The sequence below is a fragment of the Pseudomonas sp. B21-051 genome (assembly GCF_024748795.1).
GTDB lineage: Bacteria > Pseudomonadota > Gammaproteobacteria > Pseudomonadales > Pseudomonadaceae > Aquipseudomonas > Aquipseudomonas putida_A.
The window spans coordinates 3,958,837-3,975,369 of record NZ_CP087166.1 but is presented as its reverse complement, the minus strand read 5'-3'; the positions used below and the strand labels follow the sequence as shown (position 1 = coordinate 3,975,369).

Genomic DNA, 16,533 nt, shown 5'->3' with positions numbered 1-16,533 from the left:
TTATGAACGTAACGATTTTGCATGGCTACAGTGCCTCCAACTCCGGTGACGGCCTGCTCGTCGATCTGGCCATCGCGTTGGTGCAGCGCAACTTTGGCGAAGACACCGCGATCAATGTCGTGGCATCCGACCCGCAGTCTTTCGCCTACCTGCCGCACCCGCGTTTCGACGCGCCGGTGATGGCGGCCAAGGGCCTGGGGCGGGTCAAGCAGGCAGTGTTTCTCAATCAGTCGTATGCCGGGCTGGCGGATCTGCTGCGCAAGACTGATCTGATCGTCGGCGTCGGTGGCGGCTACATGCGCTCGAAAAGTGCCTTCGAACACATCAAGCTCAAACTCGGCCACGCCAAGCAACTGGAAACGGCGATCCTCAGCAAAGTGCCGTCGGTGTACCTGCCGCAAAGCATCGGCCCGTTCCATGGCGAGAGCCGCAAGATCGTCGATCACTACGCCAGCGCTGACGCGGTGTTCGTGCGCGATAACCGCTCCTCGGCAATGTTCGATGCCTGCGAAAACGTCTATCGCGCGCCGGATCTGGCGGTGCAGTCACTGGCCAGCAAGATCCTTCAGCAACCGAAGTTCACCCGCTGTGCCGCGTCGCCGGCCACCGTGTGCGTGGTGCTGCGCAAGCCACCGGAGTGGAGCAAGGAAAAGAAGGTCGCCTACGTCGCCAACCTGAAGTTGCTGCTGCAGCGCCTGAAGAACAAAAGCAAAGTCGTCTGCGCGGTGCAGAGCGCCGTTCGCGGCAACGATGACGGTGCGTTCTATCGCGAACTGGGCATCAGCGAGGACCTGCTGTCGTTGAAGGCGACGATTGCCAAATATCAGCCGGACCTGGTGATCTCGGTGCGCCTGCACGGCGCCATCGAATCGTTGCTGTCCGGTGTCCCGGCGTACCACATCAGCTATGAGCGCAAAGGCTTTGGCGCCTATCAGGACATGGGCGTGGAAGACTGGGTGATCAATGGCGGCGACATCAATGTCGACCAGATCATCGACACCGTTTATGCGCCGAATGCCCTGTCGAATTTCGGCAAGCGCCTGACCGACACTTGCCGCGAAATCGAAGCCAAGACGGTGATGATGGACGAGATCATCAAAGGCGTCGTTCGATGATATTTCGCTTGCTGCTGCGCGGCGGAGCCTTGGGCGCGAAGTTTCTGCTGGTGTTGGCCATCACCCATTACCTGGGCTACGAAGCGCTGGGGTTTTATGGCGTGGTGGTCGCCGCGTCGCTGATCGCTTCGAAGTTCTACAGCGTTGGTTTCAGTTCCGAGATCAACCGGCTGATCAGCGTCGGCGGCAGCTCGCGGCGGGTGGTCGACAAAGTCCTGCTGCTGTACCTGGCGGTGGGGCTGCTGCTGTCGCTGCTGACAGTGGGGATTTACTCGCTGTTTCAGCAGGTCGAGGCGAGCACCGCGCTGATCCTCTGCGTGACGCTGGTGTTGCTCACCGAACACCTGTCGTTCGAGATCAATTCGTTCGTGTTTTCCGCGCAGAAAGCCACGGCGGGCGCGCTGCTGTTCTTTATCAAGACCGGCCTCTGGGCGCTGCTGGCCGTGGGCGGGATGATGCTCGACTGGGTCTCCGGCATCGCCAGTGTGCTGTGGTTGTGGGTAGCCGCCAACGTGTTGGTGATCATTGCCGGTTACCTGATTGTGGTGAACGTGCACAAGGGCCGGGTCAGCGAAGCACTGACGACCGCGACCGTGTGGAAGGCCGGGCTGCCGTTCTATTTTGGTACGGGTTTGATCGCGCTGAGTCAGTACGCCGAGCGCTTTCTGATTGCCGACCTCGAACCCTACGCCAGCCTCGGTAAATACGTGTACGCGTGGTCGGCGGCCAACACCTTGCAGGCCTTGTCATACGCAGTGGTGGCAGTGGTCGGTATTCCGGTGTTGGCCAAGCGCTTTCAGGCGGATCAGCAGGCATTTACGGTCAAGCAATTGTTCGTCAACAAATGGGTGATGCGCTCGTTGGTGGTGTCGGCGGCGGTGGCGGTGTTGATCTATCTGTTCTTCAACGTGGTGCTCGATTATGTCGCCAGCAGCGTGCCGCGTCCGGATAACGCGATCCTTGGCGTGCTGATCTTTTCCTTTGCCCTGCGGGCCATCGGCGACATCGTCTGGGGCGGTCTTATCGCTTCGAAAAACAGTCGGGTGTCATTCGCCAGCGCGGCGATCTGCCTGCTGGTGTCGGTGCCGGTCAGCTACCTGCTGATCAAGCACTATTCGATTTATGGCGCGGCGTGGGGCAATGTCTTCGCGATCATCGTCCAGCTCGGGGTGATCGCCGTGTTGACTCGGGCGACCCGTGCCAAAGGGGCGCTGGCATGGGGTTGAAGTTGCCGTGCATCGAGTTTCGCGGCCGCAGACTCGATTCCTCGCTGTCGTTCCTGATTCTGTTCACCGGATTGTTCCTGTCGGTGGCGATGCCGCTGCTGATCCCGCGCGCTCCGGGCCCGGATGCCATGACCCTATGGTCGTCCTACGCCCGCGCCGACAACTGCAATTTCTGGAACCCGTTCTCGCCGGATCGCTCCTCCTACGAGTGTTCGGCCTTCCTGCTGCGGCCCACCGGGATCAACCTGACCAACGCCTGGGCCTACGGGATGTTCTGCAATTTCTTCCTCACGGCGATTCCGGTGGTGGTGTTCCGGCGCATGCCGCTCGCGATCTTCGGCACCCTGTGTCTGTGGGGGATTGTGCGTTCGTTTTTTCTGGAAAACCTGACCAAGGAAATCATCGTTTCGGTAGCGGTGCTGAGCATTTTGTTCAGCTCGCTGACGCGCAAATATCGCGGCGGCTTTTTCCTCTCAGCGGTGATCTACGGCGTGCTGATCCGGCCTTACTGGATTCTGTTTTCGCTGTCGTGGGTCGGCGTCTGCGTGATGAAGAAGTACGTGTCGCGCTTCACCTTCTTCCTGATGCTGTTCCTGTTTTATCTGGCAGTGGCCATGGCGATCCAGCTGGCCCTGGGCTTTCCAGTGTCATCGATTCGCGCCAGCAACAACGAGTTGCGCACGGCGGGGGAGGAGGGTTCGAAATCGCTGATCGTTTCGTGGCTCAGCGGCAGTGACTTCGTCTCGCAGGCGCTGGACTCGATGATCATCTTCTTCCGGCTGTCGTTCCCGGTGGAGCTGATTCTGTTGTCCGGGCCGGGCCAGGTGATCTTCGTCGCGCTGATGATCATGACCGCGTTGCTGCTGTTCAAAGTCATCACCTCCACCGACTACAAAGGCGCGCCGATCGAGACCAAACCCAAGGAACTGATCGCGATTCCGCTGGCGTTCCTGCTGGTGCAGGGTTTGTTCGAGCCGGACTTCGGCTCCTTCGCCCGGCACTTTTCCATGGTGGTGCCGGTGTTGTTTGTCGGTCTGGGCCTGATGTTGCGCGCGAACAAACCGGTGCGGGTTGAATCACGAGTTCTGAATTGAGGCAGGTGTTTATGTCGAGCAAGAAAAAATCGCTGGAGATCGAAACCCTGCGGGGTCTGGCGTGCCTGCTGCTGGTGCTCTATCACGTCATTGGCCCGTTGGGCGGAGGCCTGAAGATCGATCTCGGCTCGCCGTTCCGGGTGATCGCCGACTCGATGGTGTACGTGCGCATGCCGCTGTTCACCTTCATTTCCGGCTACATCTATTCGATCTACAAAATTCGCGGCAATGACTTTTCCGCATTCTTCAGCGGCAAGGTGCGACGGCTGATCGTGCCGCTGTTTTGTGTCGGCGTGCCGTTCTCGGTGTTGCAGGCGGTGGGGCCGGGGGTGAACAAGGACGTCGGGATGATCGACGCGTTGTTATCGTTCTGGGTGCCGGTCAATCACTTCTGGTTCCTGCAGGCGGTGTTCATCATTTTCATGTTCGTCGGCCTGCTGGAATGGCGCGGGATGCTGCGCTCGATGACGCGCTTGTATCTGCTGTTCGCCTTCGCCGCGGCAGTGTTTCTGTTGCCGCCGTTCAAGCTCGATGCGTTCGGCATCAATGGCGCGATTTACCTGCTGCCGTTTTTTGTGGCGGGGATGATCGGTCAGGAAAATGTCGAGGCGTTGAAGCAACGGTTCAAGGTGATCGGGCCGCTGGTGTTTGTGCTGATCTCGCTGACGCTGCTGTACGTGGCGGCGATTGATCGTGAGTTGATCGTCGACCGCCGCAGCCTGATCGGTCTGACCGTGGGGTGTGTGTCCTGCATTGCTTTGCTGTCGAGTGACATGCGCTCGAAGTGGCTGACCTGGCTGGGCGGCTACTCTTACGCGATCTTTCTGTTCCATGTGCTGTTCGCGGCGACTTCGCGGTTTGTCATGGGGCGGCTGGGGGTGAAAGACGAAAGCATTCTGGTGCTCAGTGGGCTGCTGTTTGGTCTGTTGGGGCCGGTGGTGCTGTCGATGATTTTCAGTCGCTTCAATGTCACTTCGGTGCTGTTTCTCGGCGAGCGTGCGGCGAAGAAAAAAACGGTGGCGAGCGTTACTCCGGTGGTGCAGACCCAACGGATTTAATGTCGTACACCATTCCCTGTAGGAGCTGCGGCACGCTGCGATCTTTTGATGTTGATGTCAAAAAGATCGCAGCCTCGTTTCACTCGACAGCTCCTACAGGGGATTGGCGTATGACGTCGATCCAATGTGGGAGCGAGCCTGCTCGCGAAGGGGCCATTCCAGACTGAAGGAAATAATGCATGTTGGCAGTAAATGACGCTCAGCCCGTCGCGGCGTCGGTGGTGGAAGTGGGCGATGCCCGCGAGCGCTTTGCGCAGTGGCGCGAAGGCAAGGCCGGGAAGGTCTTGTCGGTCTCGGTGATCGGCGACAGCTACAGCGCCGGGCAGGATTTCTACCTGAACAAACTGGTGCAGCGCGTGGCCGGCGAAGTGGGTTTTGCCGGCCCCGGTTACGTCGGTTTCAACCATGGCGCGGCGCTGGGCGGCACGCATTTCAAATACACCCGCAGCAGCGAAAAATACTTCGGTGGTGGCTGGCAAGTGTCCGGCCTCGGCCAAGCCAGCCCCGACAGCCGCACGGTGACCGGCAAGCCCGGCGCCTGGCTGCAAATCGATGCCAGCCCGACACCCGCCATCGACACCCAAGTCACCCAGGCGAAATTGCTCTATCTGGGCAACGGCGAAGCCAGTGAGCTGCGCTACCGCTGGACACCCTCGGAGGACTGGCAGCCATTGACGCTCAAGGGTTCGGGCGTACAGGAAGTACCGCTCGCAGGTCTCTCTTCAGCGCCAGACTGGTCATTCAAACTGGAAGTGGTGAAGGGCGCACCGACCTTGTTTGGCTTGTGGATGAGCAACGAACAGAGCGGCGTGCGGGTTTCGAAACTGGCAGCCTCCGGCGCGGCCTCTGCGGACTTTTATCACAACGATCCGCAATGGCAGGTGCAGTGGAAAGCCGCCGTGTCGAAGATCCCCGCCGACGTTTACCTGATCATGCTCGGTGGCAACGATCAAGGCTTCGGGGTCAAACCCGAACAGTACCTGCACAACGTTCAGGGCCTGGTGGCGATGATCCGCGAGATCCAACCGGCGGCGAGCATCAACCTGATCATGCGTCAGGACACCACGCGTTCCAGCACCTATCCGATGTCGGCGTATGCACAGGTCTTGCAGCCGTGGGCGCACGAGCAGCAGCTGGGCTTTGCCAATCTGCAATGCGCGTTCGGCCCTGACGTCAAACGCTATGCGGCGGCGATGATCGGCCCGGACAAGATTCATCCGCAGCCGGCCACGGGCGGGAAGGTGATTGCTGATTACTTCTACCGCTGGATTGTCAGTGGCATCAACACAGACAGTTGCGACCCCACCAAATCCCTGTAGGAGCTGCCGAAGGCTGCGATCTTTTGATCTTAAAAACAAGATCAAAAGATCGCAGCCTTCGGCAGCTCCTACAGGGGGAGCGCTTATTGGAATTGGTCTATCTGGCTCAGGAGCTCCGCGGTCTTCTGCGGCATCAGTTGCGTGGCACACCGGGTCTCGACATTGATGATGATCGCCGGTTCGTTGCAGCACAGGCGTACGCGGAAGCGCCAGTCGCTGAAGATCACCTTCAGCCCATCACGATCGTCCATTTCCAGCGCCTGCTCGGCATACAGTCTTTTCAGATGGGCGAGCAGGGGATAGGGATCCGCCAGCGTGCGGCGAATGTCGCCGGACGAGGGAAACATGCCGATGCGTTCCACCAGCAAAATACTGCCCAGCCACGACTCGTTGGCGCTGGGCAACGGCTGATGGTGTGACAGCCAGCTCACCGTGCCGAGGTTGCCCACCTCCCGTTCAATCTCTGCTGCATGCTGTGCCATGTTCATGGGTTGCCTCCTGAAAAGAGAAGTGGGCGGGGACCGTCTCAGCGGCCCTTGAGGTAGACGTTGTCGTAGCAGAAGTTGGTCGCCTGCAGGTAACCCTCGGCGTCGCCGCAGTCAAAGCGCAGGCCCTTGAACTTGTAAGCCAGCACGCAACCGTTCTGCGCCTGTTTCATCAGCGCGTCGGTGATCTGGATCTCGCCGCCCTTGCCCGGTTGGGTGTCGGCGATCAGGTCGAAGATGTCCGGCGTCAGGATGTAGCGGCCGATGATCGCCAGGTTCGACGGCGCGTCCTGCGGCGCCGGTTTTTCCACCATGTTATTGACCCGGTAGATGCCCTCGGAAATCAGCTCGCCGGCGATCACCCCGTATTTGTGGGTCTGGTCGGCCGGGACTTCCTGGATGGCGACGATCGAGCAGCGGAATTTCTTGTACAGCTGGATCATCTGCGACAGCACGCCGTCACCTTCCAGGTTCAGGCACAGGTCATCGGCCAGCACCACGGCGAAAGGTTCATCGCCGATCAACGGGCGGCCGCTGAGAATCGCGTGACCGAGGCCCTTCATTTCCACCTGACGGGTGTAGGAGAAGGTGCAGGTGTCGATCAGCTCGCGGGTGCCGGCGAGGAACTTCTCTTTCTCGGTGCCGCGGATCTGGTGTTCGAGTTCGTAGCTGATGTCGAAGTGGTCTTCCAGCGCACGCTTGCCCCGACCGGTGACGATGGCCATGTGTTGCAGGCCGGCGTCCCGTGCTTCTTCAACGGCGTATTCGATCAACGGCTTGTTGACGATCGGCAGCATTTCTTTCGGCATGGCTTTGGTCGCCGGCAAGAAACGCGTGCCGTAACCGGCAGCGGGGAACAAACATTTACGAATCATAAAAGTATCCTGGACAGTCATGGAACACAGGCAACGGGTGCGCGCACTTATCAAAGCGCACAAGTTTCAATGATTATTGAACGAGTACTTTAATACCTGAGTCAGGTTGTTAATGGCAATTAGCGCAGGGGGTAAAACATGACAATGTTATGAGATGTCGGTAATGACGTTGTTAGTTATTTTTAGTCGGTATCTGTTGATAGTGATGAGTGTACTTGGGGTGCTAATAAGTACCGGGCAATACAGTTTGACCTGCAAAAATATTTATTGCCAGTGGTTGAACTAATTTTGTTTAAGGCTGTTGTCGTCCTTATTTGTGTGGTGCGCCACAGAATCAATGAAAGGGACTTGACAGGCTACTTGTCACTTATCCAATGACGGACCGCGCTATGAAGATTCTGGTAACGGGTGGCGCTGGCTATATCGGCTCGCACACCACACTTGCGCTGCTTGAAGCAGGTTATGAAGTTGTTGTACTGGATAATCTTTGCAACAGCAGCGATGCGGCATTGCACGCGATAGAAGGTATCTGCGGCAAAAGCGCGTTGATGATTCGCGGCGATGTCTGCGACCGGGCGTTGCTCGACCGGATTTTCCGCGAGCATGCGATCGACGCGGTGCTGCATTTTGCCGGGCTCAAAGCCGTCGGCGAGAGCGTGCGCAAGCCGCTGGATTACTACGAAAACAACGTCGGCGGCAGCATCACGCTGTGTCAGTCGATGGCCGCAGCGGGGGTGTTCCGGCTGGTGTTCAGTTCGTCGGCCACGGTGTACGGCGAGCCTGAGCAGATGCCGATACGCGAGGATTTCCCCACCGGCATTCCGACCAATCCCTATGGTCAATCCAAGCTGATCGTCGAGAACGTGCTGCGCGACCTGAGTCAGGCCGAACCGCGCTGGAGCATCGCCTTGCTGCGTTACTTCAACCCGATCGGCGCGCATCACAGCGGGCATATGGGCGAAGACCCCAGCGGCATTCCCAATAACCTGCTGCCATACATCAGCCAAGTCGCAGTCGGCAGCCTGCAGGAACTGTCGATTTTCGGCGACGATTACCCGACGATCGACGGCACCGGGGTGCGCGATTACATCCACGTCGTCGACCTCGCCGATGGCCATCTCAAAGCCTTGCAATCGATTGCCGACCGTCCGGGCATTCATACCTGGAACCTCGGCACCGGTGACGGCTACAGCGTGATGCAAGTGCTGCATGCCTTCGAACAGGCCAGCGGGCGACCCGTGCCGTACCGGGTGATGCCACGGCGCAGCGGGGACATCGCCGAGAGCTGGGCCGACGCCTCGAAAGCGCAAAAAGAACTCGGCTGGAAAGCCACGCGCAGTCTGCAGGACATGGTCACCGATACCTGGCGCTGGCAATCGAATCATCCGCGCGGTTATCTCGAATGATGTCGTTCTAATACTGAATGTTAGTTTCGGTCAGCTGTTAGATATCGTCGGGAAAATACGCTGGAAATGCCTTTTGCAAGTCCGTAGATATAAACCTGCCGTTCGACTTTTATCAGTTGGGTAAGACTGTGAAAGAACGACGGATCTTGTTCGCGCTTTTCGCGGACTTGAACGCTACCACCGCTAACTCAGGCCGGTTTTTAACAGGTCGAATGTTAGAAAGGAGTTGATATGAAAAAAGTGATGGCGATTGCCCTGTTGACGATGTTGAGCAACTGGGCGTCCGCTGCTGAAGCGCCGCTAACTGCGGTAACCAATGTATCTGGCAGTGTTGCGGCTTCTACAGCGCCTGCTGCCAGTACTGCAATGGTTGCCAGTGCAGTCGCAGCGTCCAACAGCGGCGGAAGTGCCAACGGCGGTACCACTGGCACCACCGGTACTACCGGCACCACCGGCACGCACAACTAACAGGAACATTTGTTAGTGCAGTACAGGGTCGCCCGACGCAAGTCGGGTGACTTTATTTTTAGATTCGCCCTTGAATAGCGTAGTGCCATTATGACTCGTAGTTTTTCTCTTTTGCTGTTGGCAAGTATCGCTTTGCAAGGTTGCATGTTTTCCCCCGGCCAGTACCTGAGCACCGGCGACATCACGCGCCAGGGCGCCAGCGAAAGCAGTCGGGTCGAGTTGATCCCGATCACGCCCAAGTTGATCTCGATGACCCGTGCCACGCAGAAGCGTGAGACGGTGCCGGCGGAACTGTTGGCAACGCCTGCGGAATACCGCATCGGCAGCAACGATGTGCTGTACATCACGGTCTGGGATCATCCGGAGCTGACCGCGCCATCGGGGGCACAACAGCAGATCGACGCCAACGGTCGACTGGTGCGCTCCGATGGCACGCTGTACTACCCGTTCATCAAGGAAGTGCAGGCGGCCGGCAAGACTATTCAACAGCTGCGCTCGGACATCGAAACCCGGCTGTCGGCGTTCATCGCCGAGCCGCAGGTGGATGTCGCGGTGCTGCGTTTTGCCAGTCAGAAAGTGGTGGTTTCCGGCGCCGTGGCCAAGGCCGGGCCACAACCGATTTCCACCAACCCGCTGAGCGTGGTCGAAGCCCTCGGTACTGCCGGCATCGACACCAATAACGCCGACCTGTCGGGCCTGCTGCTGACCCGCAATGGCCGGGTGTATCCGCTCAATCTCGACTCGCTCAACCAGCAGGATTCCGAGTTGCAGCACGTCTTCCTCAAGGGCGGCGATCAGCTGTACCTGCCGTACAACGACAACAAGCGCATCTACGTCATGGGCGAAGTCAATCAGCCCCGTGCGCTGAGTTTCAAGACCGCGACGATGAACCTCTCCGACGTGCTCGGTTCGGTCGGCGGTCTGAGCCAGACCACCTCCAACGGCAACGCGGTGTACGTGATTCGCGGGGTGGAAAACCTCGATGTCGAGCCGGCGAAGATCTATCAACTGGAAGCCCAGTCGCCGACCGCCATGGCACTCGCTTCGCACTTTGAAGTGCGTCCACAGGACGTGGTGTACGTCGGCCCGGCCAACGTCACGCGCTGGAACCGCTTCATCAGCCAACTGGTGCCGTCGGCATCGATTGTCGGGACCGGGGCTTCCGCTGCGAAGAACTGGAGCGAATTCAGTAACAACAGCAAATAAGGCCGACCGTGAAAACCTTGAAAGTTGGCGTCTGCCTGATGGCGGCCTTGATGTTGTGTGGCTGTAACCCGCTGATGACCGCTTCGGTGCGCAACCTCAAGTCGGCGGTGATCGGCCCGGACGAGCTGGACGTGAGCGCGGCCCAGGTGGCCGAGGTCAAGTATCCGCAAGTCAAACTGACCACGCCGTCCGGCTCCGGGGTGCTGGCGCTGGTGCGCGAGCGTGAAGACCTGCAGTTCTGGGTCGCCTCCGGCAAACAGGTGTTGCTGCTGCGTGATGGTCTCGCCGTGCGCACCATCGGCCTCGGCGTCGAGGGCGACCTGGACGGTACGCGGCTGGCCGACAACGCGCCGTTCAAACGCGGCCTGCATCAAGTCGCCGACGGGTTCACCAGTCAGCGCTGGATCGACCTGTACAAGGGCCAGGAAGTCGGCTTGATCGTCAACAGCCGGTTCTCTCGCCGATCCACGCAAACCCTGCAAATTCTCGACAAGGAATACACCGTGCTGCGTGTCGACGAACGTATCGACGTCCCGGCGATCGGGCTGCGCGCGACCAACCATTACTGGGTCGATCCGCTGGACGGATTCATCCTGCAGAGCGAGCAGCAACTGACCACGCAACTGCGCGTGCGCATCGTGCAACTGACCCCTGATCGCAGGCATCTGCCGTGAAGCGCCTACGGATGTTATCGGCGGGTTTGCTGTTGCTCAGCGGCGTCAGTCAGGCGACGGTCACGGTCAGCGGCGATGTCGCCAACCCGGGGCCGGTGGAATTGCCTCCGGGCGGGCGCTTGCTCGACGTGATCAGCGTGGCGGTGCCGAATGCCGAAGGTTACTGGCTGGCCGGCGTGTTGCTGCGCCAGTCGTTGCTGGAACAGCAGGCGCGGCTCAAGGCCGGGGTGTTGTTCGATCTCGATGTGTTGCAGCGCATGGCTTCGTTGTTTGACCGACCGAGTCGTGCGGCGCTGGCGCTGCGCCTGGCTGAGCAGGTGCGGCAAATGCCGGTCACCGGGCGTCAGGTCGCGGACCTCGATCCGGTCGCGGTAGAAGTCGGTTTCGCGCGCAACATTCGGCTCGACGATGGCGATCGCCTGATCTACCCGAAACGGGTCGACGAGGTGCAAGTGTTGGGCGCGGTTGCCGAAACCTGTCACCTGCCTTATCAGCCCTTGCTGGAGGCGCGCGAATACCTGGAAAGCTGTACGCCGCTGGACGATGCCGAGGCCGATTACCTGTGGCTGATCCAGCCCAATGGTGCGGTGCGGCGCGTGGGTATCGCGCACTGGAATCGCGAGAGCGGGCAGTTCCCCGTGGCCGGCAGCAAGATTCTGGTGCCGGTGAAAAACGATGATCTGGATCCGCCTGTTCCTGAACTGAATCAGCAGTTGGCCGAATTGATTGCCACGCAGCTGGCTGAGGTGGTTCGTTGAAGTTACGTTTTGCAGCTGTGTTGTTATTGCCGTGCGGTCTGGTGCATGCCGAGCCGCGTATTACCCAAAATGATTTCGGCGGCACCGGTCTGTTGCAGACCCCGACTGCACGCATGGCCCCGGCCGGAGAGCTGAGCGTCAACGCCAACCGCACCGAGCCTTACAGCCGCTACAGCGTGTCGTTGCAGCCACTGGACTGGCTCGAAGGCTCGTTCCGCTACACCGCGATCACCAACCGGCCGTACGGCTCCGAGGCGCTGAGTGGCAGCCAGAGCTACAAGGACAAGGCGGTCGACGCCAAAGTCCGGCTGTGGCAGGAAAGCCACTGGGCGCCGGAAGTCGCGCTGGGCTTCCGAGACATCGGTGGTACGGGCTTGTTCTCCAGTGAATTTTTCGTCGCCAACAAACGCTTCGACAATTTCGATTTCAGCGCCGGTATTGCCTGGGGTTATCTCGGGAATCGCGGTGATCTCGACAATCCGCTGGGCTACGTCAGTGATCGCTTTGACACCCGACCGGCCCTTGAGGGTACCGGTGACGTCAACTCCGGCTCGTACTTTCGCGGCCGACCGTCGTTCTTCGGTGGTGTGAGCTATCAGACGCCGTGGGATCGACTCAACCTGAAACTCGAATACGAAGGCAACGACTACAAGCACGAGCCGAAGGACAACGTGATCAAGCAGGACTCGCCGATCAACTTCGGCGCGGTGTTCAAGGTGGCCGATTCGGTGGACGTCAGCGCGGCCTGGGAACGTGGCAACACGGCGATGTTCGGCATCACCTTCCACACCAATTTCGTCAGCCGCAAGGCGCCGGCCAAGATCTACGACCCGACGCCGGAACCACTGCCGGCGAAGATACCGACCACGCCGATGGAACAGGTCAACTGGGCCAACGTATCGCAGCGCCTGCAGCAGAATGCCGGGTACAAGGTCGAGCGCATCAGTCAGCGTGATTCCGAGCTGATCGTCTACGGCGAGCAGCAGCGCTACTTCCATTCGTCCAAGGCTGTTGGCCGCGCGAGCCGGATTCTCGATAACAGTGTGAACGACGACATCAACTGGTTCACCGTGGTCAACAAGCGCTACGACCTGGCGCTGGAAGAGACCAGCGTGCCGCGTCAGACCTTCCGCGAAGTGATCAACAACGAGGAGCCGCTGGAGTCGCTGCACCGCACCACCGAGATCAACCCGGCGATGCCGCACAACGAGAAAACCCTCTACAGCGAAGCGCCGCAGCACTTCAATTATGGCGTTGGGCTGGGCTTCAAGCAGAACGTTGGCGGCCCGGATGGTTTGCTCTATCAATTCAGTGCCGACGCGGACGCCGAGTACCGCTTCAACCGCAACACCTGGTGGAACGGACTGCTCAGTGCCAACCTGGTGAACAACTTCGACAAGTTCACCTACGATGCACCGAGCGGCCTGCCACGGGTACGTACCGACTTGCGTCAGTACCTGACCACCTCGGAAGTGACCATGCCGTTGTTCCAGGTCAGCCATGCCGAGCAGTTGGACAAGGACCTGTATGGCATGGTCTACGGCGGCTATCTGGAGTCGATGTTTGCCGGCGTCGGCGGTGAGGTGCTGTTCCGGCCGACCGGTGAGCGCTGGTCGGTGGGGGCGGATCTGAACTATGTGCGCCAGCGCGAGTTCGACCAGGGTTTCGGCCTGCGCGACTACTCGGTCTGGACCGGGCACATCACCGGCTACACCGACTTGCCGTACGACACGCTGGCTGCAGTCAGCGTCGGTCGTTATCTGGCCGGCGACTGGGGCGGTACGCTGGACATCTCCCGCGAGTTTTTCAACGGCGTGCGCTTCGGCGCCTGGGCCACGATCACCACGGCTGGCAGCGCCGAGTACGGGGAGGGTAGTTTCGACAAGGGCATCTACCTGTCGATCCCGTTCGACGAAATGATGAGCATGTCGACCATGCGCCGCGCCAACCTGGTCTGGGCCCCCCTGACCCGTGACGGCGGCGCCAGGCTCAATCGCAGCTTCCAGCTGCACTCGATGACCGATAGCCGCGAGGGTGACATGTTCTACCGCAACTTCTCGAAGATTACCGAGTAAACCCGAGAACTCCCTTGAGACCTGTGGGAGCGGGCTTGCCCGCGAAGGCGTCGGCACATTCAACATCTGTGCTGCCTGACCCACCGCTATCGCTTGCAGGCAAGCTCCCACAGTGATTTTGTGGTGTGCCCGATTTGAGTGAACGCCCCCAATCCCTGTGGGAGCGAGCCTGCTCGCGAAGGCGCCAGTCCATTCAAAATCCATGTTGCCTGACCCACCGCTATCGCTTGCAGGCAAGCTCCCACAGTGATTTTGTGGTGTGCCCGATTTGAGTGAACGCCCCCGATCCCTGTGGGAGCGAGCCTGCTCGCGAAGGCGTAAGTCCATTCAAAATCCATGTTGCCTGACCCACCGCTATCGCTTGCAGGCAAGCTCCCACAGTGATTTTGTGGTGTGCCCGATTTGAGTGAGCGCCGCCGGACCCTGTGGGAGCGGGCTTGCCCGCGAAGGCGTCGGCACATTCAACATCTGTGCTGCCTGACCCACCGCTATCGCTTGCAGGCAAGCTCCCACAGTGATTTTGTGGTGTGCCCGATTTGAGTGAACGCCCCCAATCCCTGTGGGAGCGAGCCTGCTCGCGAAGGCGCCAGTCCATTCAAAATCCATGTTGCCTGACCCACCGCTATCGCTTGCAGGCAAGCTCCCACAGTGATTTTGTGGTGTGCCCGATTTGAGTGAACGCCCCCGATCCCTGTGGGAGCGAGCCTGCTCGCGAAGGCGTAAGTCCATTCAAAATCCATGTTGCCTGACCCACCGCTATCGCTTGCAGGCAAGCTCCCACAGTGATTTTGTGGTGTGCCCGATTTGAGTGAGCGCCGCCGGACCCTGTGGGAGCGGGCTTGCCCGCGAAGGCGTCGGCACATTCAACATCTGTGCTGCCTGACCCGCCGCTTTCGCGGGCAAGCCACGCTCCCACAGTGGTTCGAGGGTGAAGCAAATATCTTGATCCACACCCCGATTCCTGTGGGAGCGAGCCTGCTCGCGAAGGCGTAAGTCCATTCAAAATCCATGTTGCCTGACCCACCGCTATCGCTTGCAGGCAAGCTCCCACAGTGATTTTGTGGTGTGCCCGATTTGAGTGAACGTCGCCGGACCCTGTGGGAGCGGGCTTGCCCGCGAAGGCGTCGGCACTGCCACCCTCGCAACCGCCTGACCCACCATCAAATACCGCACACAAAAAAGGGGACTTTCGTCCCCTTGCGGTATTGCCTGGCTTGTCACCAGCCCATTAATAAATATCTTTCGACAACAACGTAAACGGCGTCTTTACCAGGATCTTCAGATCCAGCCACAACGACCAGTTGTTGATGTAATGCAGGTCCATCTCCACACGCCGCTGCATCTTGTCGATGGTGTCGGTCTCGCCACGGCAGCCGCTGATTTGCGCCAGCCCGGTGATGCCCGGTTTGATTCGATGGCGAGCCATGTACGCGAGGATTTTCCCCGAGTAGTAGTGGTTGTGCGCTACAGCGTGAGGACGTGGGCCGACCAGGGCCATTTGCCCCTGCAGCACGTTGAACAACTGCGGCAGCTCATCCAGCGAGGTGCGGCGGATGAAGCGCCCGACCGCGGTAATACGCGAGTCATTACGGCTGGCCTGAATCACTTCGCGATCATCGTGCACGCGCATCGAGCGGAATTTCCAGACCTGAATCACCTTGCCGTTCCAGCCGTGGCGATCCTGCTTGAAGAACACCGGCCCCGGCGAGTTGATCTTCACCGCCAATGCGATGAACAGCAGCACCGGGCTCAGCAGGATGATCGCCAGCAGCGCCACGCCTTTTTCCACCAGGCTCTTGCTCAGCGCAGCGGTAGGGCGGCTGGTCAGCGGACTTTCGTTGAGGCAGATCGCCGGCAGACCATCCACGACCTTCACCGAGTGGTTGAGCAGGGTCAGACTGTTCAAGTCTGGCACCCAGACCACGTCGACGTTGGCGCCGAGCAAATCGACGTACATCGCTTCGATTTTCGCAGCCTCGGCCAGCGGCAGGGTGATGTACAAACGGCGGATGTCATGGTCCTTGATCAGCTCGAGCAAATCTTCCTGATCACCGACCACACGCGGTGCATCCGAATCCAGATTCGGTGTCGCGCCATTGCTGACCAAACCTACCAGCGGCAGGTTTTCCACCTGACTGATCTTCTTCGCCAGACCCAGAGCCAGCTCGCCAGTGCCGACGATCAGCGTCTTCTGCGCGCTGGTGCGGGAACGCTGGTAGTACTTGGAAAAGGCATGCAGCGGCGCGTACATCAGCGCCTGACCGAGGAAGCCGTAGACCGCCCAGCTCAGCGTCACCTCGCGGGAGAACACTTCGTCGGCCTTGCACACGAACGCGATGCCGGCCAGCGCCACCATGGTCATCGACCAGCCCATGAACAAACGTCCGAGACCGGTCAGGTAGTTGTCCTGCTTGCGATACACGCCGCTGAACGTATACGCCGGTACCGAGGCCAATACCGCCAGTGTCGCGCACATGCGGTAATAGAACTCGACGGTGCCTGTGTGCCGTTCAGCCAGTATGAATAACAACGCAACAATGAAAGCCTGCGCCAATGCCCATTGGCCCCAGAAGGTAAGTCCCTTGAGGCCGTTATTTCGATTGATCCGTAGAGAAAGTTCCATGAGATATCCCCAGAAATACGTCCATTCAGGTTTCGACAGTTGAAGTCCGAGTTGCTAGATAGGCTTGTTGTTGTTATTGGACGAGTGTCCTGAGGTAACAACGTCGATAGGCCGAACTGTCGTCAATCAATAGACTAAGTTATTGCCGGAG

General features: G+C 59.5%; 14 protein-coding genes. 11 read left to right on the top strand and 3 right to left on the bottom strand.

Annotated features, from left to right (window positions below; genetic code table 11):
• Positions 1–2 precede the first annotated feature (2 nt).
• From LOY52_RS17765 to LOY52_RS17745, 5 genes are all read left to right on the top strand, one after another.
• Positions 3–1,115 carry a polysaccharide pyruvyl transferase family protein gene (locus LOY52_RS17765; protein ID WP_258675351.1) on the top strand — a complete coding sequence of 371 codons (1,113 nt, stop codon included), beginning with the start codon at positions 3–5 and terminating at the stop codon, positions 1,113–1,115.
• Complete coding sequence (locus tag LOY52_RS17760; protein WP_258675350.1) at positions 1,112–2,341, top strand: polysaccharide biosynthesis C-terminal domain-containing protein; 1,230 nt, start codon at positions 1,112–1,114, stop codon at positions 2,339–2,341. Before LOY52_RS17765 ends, LOY52_RS17760 begins: the two co-directional genes overlap by 4 nt.
• Entirely contained in the window at positions 2,332–3,435 is a 1,104-nt protein-coding gene (locus tag LOY52_RS17755) for a hypothetical protein (protein ID WP_115986932.1), read from the top strand. Before LOY52_RS17760 ends, LOY52_RS17755 begins: the two co-directional genes overlap by 10 nt.
• A gap of 11 nt (positions 3,436–3,446) precedes the next feature.
• Positions 3,447–4,493 (top strand): acyltransferase family protein, encoded by a 1,047-nt coding sequence (locus tag LOY52_RS17750; protein WP_258675349.1) that lies wholly within the window; start codon positions 3,447–3,449, stop codon positions 4,491–4,493.
• Positions 4,494–4,672: 179 nt separating this feature from the next.
• On the top strand, positions 4,673–5,812 hold the full coding sequence (locus LOY52_RS17745) for a GDSL-type esterase/lipase family protein (RefSeq protein WP_258675343.1): 1,140 nt from the start codon (positions 4,673–4,675) through the stop codon (positions 5,810–5,812).
• Between the two features lie 83 nt (positions 5,813–5,895).
• Here the strand turns inward: LOY52_RS17745 and LOY52_RS17740 are convergent, their stop codons facing one another.
• Entirely contained in the window at positions 5,896–6,300 is a 405-nt protein-coding gene (locus tag LOY52_RS17740; protein ID WP_258675340.1) for a mannose-1-phosphate guanylyltransferase, read from the bottom strand.
• 38 nt (positions 6,301–6,338) lie between these two features.
• On the bottom strand, positions 6,339–7,172 hold the full coding sequence (gene galU / locus LOY52_RS17735; protein WP_027611481.1) for a UTP--glucose-1-phosphate uridylyltransferase GalU: 834 nt from the start codon (positions 7,170–7,172) through the stop codon (positions 6,339–6,341).
• Positions 7,173–7,561: 389 nt separating this feature from the next.
• Here galU and galE point away from each other — a divergent pair, with 389 nt between their 5' ends.
• From galE to LOY52_RS17705, 6 genes are all read left to right on the top strand, one after another.
• Positions 7,562–8,578 (top strand): UDP-glucose 4-epimerase GalE, encoded by a 1,017-nt coding sequence (gene galE, locus LOY52_RS17730; RefSeq protein WP_027611482.1) that lies wholly within the window; start codon positions 7,562–7,564, stop codon positions 8,576–8,578.
• A gap of 231 nt (positions 8,579–8,809) precedes the next feature.
• Positions 8,810–9,046, top strand: coding sequence for a hypothetical protein (locus LOY52_RS17725; RefSeq protein WP_003226528.1), 237 nt, complete (start codon positions 8,810–8,812; stop codon positions 9,044–9,046).
• Positions 9,047–9,190: 144 nt separating this feature from the next.
• Complete coding sequence (locus LOY52_RS17720; protein ID WP_150369267.1) at positions 9,191–10,252, top strand: polysaccharide biosynthesis/export family protein; 1,062 nt, start codon at positions 9,191–9,193, stop codon at positions 10,250–10,252.
• Positions 10,253–10,260: 8 nt separating this feature from the next.
• Entirely contained in the window at positions 10,261–10,926 is a 666-nt protein-coding gene (locus LOY52_RS17715; RefSeq protein WP_258675332.1) for a YjbF family lipoprotein, read from the top strand.
• Positions 10,923–11,684, top strand: a complete 762-nt coding sequence (locus LOY52_RS17710; protein WP_408980406.1) for a capsule biosynthesis GfcC family protein — start codon at positions 10,923–10,925, stop codon at positions 11,682–11,684. The genes LOY52_RS17715 and LOY52_RS17710 overlap by 4 nt, the downstream gene beginning before the upstream one ends.
• Positions 11,681–13,759 carry a YjbH domain-containing protein gene (locus tag LOY52_RS17705; RefSeq protein ID WP_258675329.1) on the top strand — a complete coding sequence of 693 codons (2,079 nt, stop codon included), beginning with the start codon at positions 11,681–11,683 and terminating at the stop codon, positions 13,757–13,759. Before LOY52_RS17710 ends, LOY52_RS17705 begins: the two co-directional genes overlap by 4 nt.
• 1,228 nt (positions 13,760–14,987) lie before the next feature.
• On the opposite strand, the gene LOY52_RS17700 is transcribed toward LOY52_RS17705, so the two are convergent.
• Positions 14,988–16,382: an undecaprenyl-phosphate glucose phosphotransferase gene (locus LOY52_RS17700; protein WP_258675327.1), complete on the bottom strand. Its 1,395-nt coding sequence runs from the start codon at positions 16,380–16,382 to the stop codon at positions 14,988–14,990.
• Positions 16,383–16,533 lie beyond the last annotated feature (151 nt).